Source organism: Sphingopyxis sp. (genome assembly GCF_036402335.1).
In the GTDB taxonomy this organism is placed as follows: Bacteria; Pseudomonadota; Alphaproteobacteria; order Sphingomonadales; family Sphingomonadaceae; genus Sphingopyxis.
Genome location: NZ_DASWTD010000258.1, coordinates 1 through 2,057 on the forward strand (window position 1 = coordinate 1; position 2,057 = coordinate 2,057).

General features: G+C 64.4%; 3 protein-coding genes. All 3 read left to right on the forward strand.

The window, feature by feature from the left end; all coding sequences use genetic code 11:
• Positions 1–34 precede the first annotated feature (34 nt).
• Entirely contained in the window at positions 35–478 is a 444-nt protein-coding gene (sdhC, locus tag VGD20_RS08110; RefSeq protein ID WP_331133959.1) for a succinate dehydrogenase, cytochrome b556 subunit, read from the forward strand.
• Positions 478–885 carry a succinate dehydrogenase, hydrophobic membrane anchor protein gene (gene sdhD / locus VGD20_RS08115; protein WP_331133960.1) on the forward strand — a complete coding sequence of 136 codons (408 nt, stop codon included), beginning with the start codon at positions 478–480 and terminating at the stop codon, positions 883–885. The genes sdhC and sdhD overlap by 1 nt, the downstream gene beginning before the upstream one ends.
• Before the next feature lies 1 nt (position 886).
• On the forward strand, positions 887–2,057 hold a 1,171-nt coding region (locus tag VGD20_RS08120), incomplete at its 3' end, for an FAD-binding protein (protein WP_331133961.1).

Consider the following 2,057-nt stretch of genomic DNA (forward strand, 5'->3'; position numbering starts at 1 on the left):
CGCATCGACCGTTTAGAGTCAAGACAGGGCTGATATGGCTGGCAACGAACCGAGTGCGCGTCCGCGCTCCCCGCATCTGCAGGTGTATAAATGGAGCCCGTCGATGGCGGTCTCGATCCTCCATCGCGTCAGCGGTGACGGTCTCGCGATTGTCGGCGCCCTGCTGTTTCTCTGGTGGCTCGGCGCGCTCGCCGCGGGCCCCGATGCCTATGCGGCCTTTATCGCCTGCGTCTGGAAAGACCCGGCCCCCGAAATCGGCCTCTTCCACCAGATTACCAATATCCTTGGCAAGATAGTGCTGGTCGGATTGACCTGGGCCTTTTTCCAGCATCTCTTCTCGGGCCTTCGCCACTTCATACTCGACATCGGCGCAGGCTACGAGCTCAAGACGAACCGGCTGTGGTCGAGCGTCGTGATCGCCGCGGGTGTGGTCGCGACTGTCCTGACCTGGTTCTATATTCTGGCGAGGGCACTCTGATGGGCAACGGCACGCATCTCGGCAAGGTTCGCGGGCTGGGCTCGTCGGGGCATGGTTCGCATCATTGGCTGCAACAGCGGCTGACTGCACTCGGCAATATCCTGCTCGTCGGCTTCCTCTTCGTCTCGCTCATCCGCCTGCCGCTCGGCGATCATGGTGCGGTGCATCGCTGGGCATCGAACCCCACCGTCGCGCTCGCGCTGATCCTGATGCTCGTCAGCATCTTCTGGCACCTGCGGCTCGGCCTGACGGTCCTGATCGAGGACTATGTCCATGGCGAGGCGACCAAGCTCCTGTCGCTTGTCCTTCTCAACTTCTACGCGATCGGCGGCGCCGCCTACGGCATCTTCGCCGTCGTCCGCATCGCGCTTGCGCCCGCCACCGGGCTCGTTCCGGGGGGTATGTAAGATGACCGACGCCTATAAAATCATCGACCATGTCTATGACACCGTCGTCGTCGGCGCCGGCGGATCGGGCCTGCGCGCGACAATGGGCAGCGCCGAAGCGGGGCTCAAGACCGCGTGCATTACCAAGGTGTTCCCGACGCGCAGCCACACCGTTGCGGCGCAGGGCGGCATCGCCGCCAGCCTCGGCAATAATTCGCCCGACCATTGGCAGTGGCACATGTACGACACCGTCAAAGGTTCCGACTGGCTCGGCGACCAGGACGCGATCGAATATATGGTGCGCGAGGCGCCGAACGCGGTCTACGAACTCGAGCACGCCGGTGTGCCGTTCAGCCGCAACCAGGACGGCACCATCTACCAGCGCCCGTTCGGCGGCCATATGCAGAATATGGGCGAAGGCCCTCCGGTCCAGCGTACCGCTGCCGCGGCTGACCGTACCGGCCACGCGATGCTTCACGCGCTCTATCAGCAGAGCCTGAAGTATGACGCCGACTTCTTCGTCGAATATTTCGCGCTCGACCTGATCATGGAAGACGGCGCCTGCCGCGGCGTCATCGCGCTGTGCATGGAGGATGGCAGCATTCATCGCTTCCGTTCGCAGGCCGTCGTGCTCGCGACCGGCGGCTATGGCCGCAGCTATTTCACCGCGACGTCGGCGCACACCTGCACTGGCGACGGCGGCGGCATGGTGCTGCGCGCCGGCCTGCCGCTGCAGGACATGGAATTCGTCCAGTTCCACCCGACCGGCATCTATGGCGCCGGCGTGCTCATCACCGAGGGTGCGCGCGGCGAGGGCGGTTACCTCACCAACTCCGAAGGCGAGCGGTTCATGGAACGCTATGCTCCCTCGGCAAAGGATCTCGCGTCGCGCGACGTCGTTTCGCGCTCGATGGCGCTCGAAATCCGCGAAGGACGCGGCGTCGGCCCGCACAAGGATCATATCTACCTGCACCTCGACCATATCGATCCGGCGGTGCTCCACGAACGGCTTCCCGGCATCACCGAAAGCGGCAAGGTCTTCGCGGGCGTCGACCTGACGCGCCAGCCGCTGCCGGTCGTGCCGACGGTGCACTACAATATGGGCGGCATCCCGTGTAATTATCATGGCGAAGTCGTGACGCTCGGCAAGGACGGCCCCGACACCGTGGTCCCCGGCCTGTTCGCGGTCGGCG

Bases quoted from the DNA above. Each gene is read 5' to 3' on its own strand.
- sdhC (WP_331133959.1), top strand. From the start codon at position 35: ATGGCTGGCAACGAACCGAGTGCGCGTCCGCGCTCCCCGCATCTGCAG.
- sdhD (WP_331133960.1), top strand. From the start codon at position 478: ATGGGCAACGGCACGCATCTCGGCAAGGTTCGCGGGCTGGGCTCGTCG.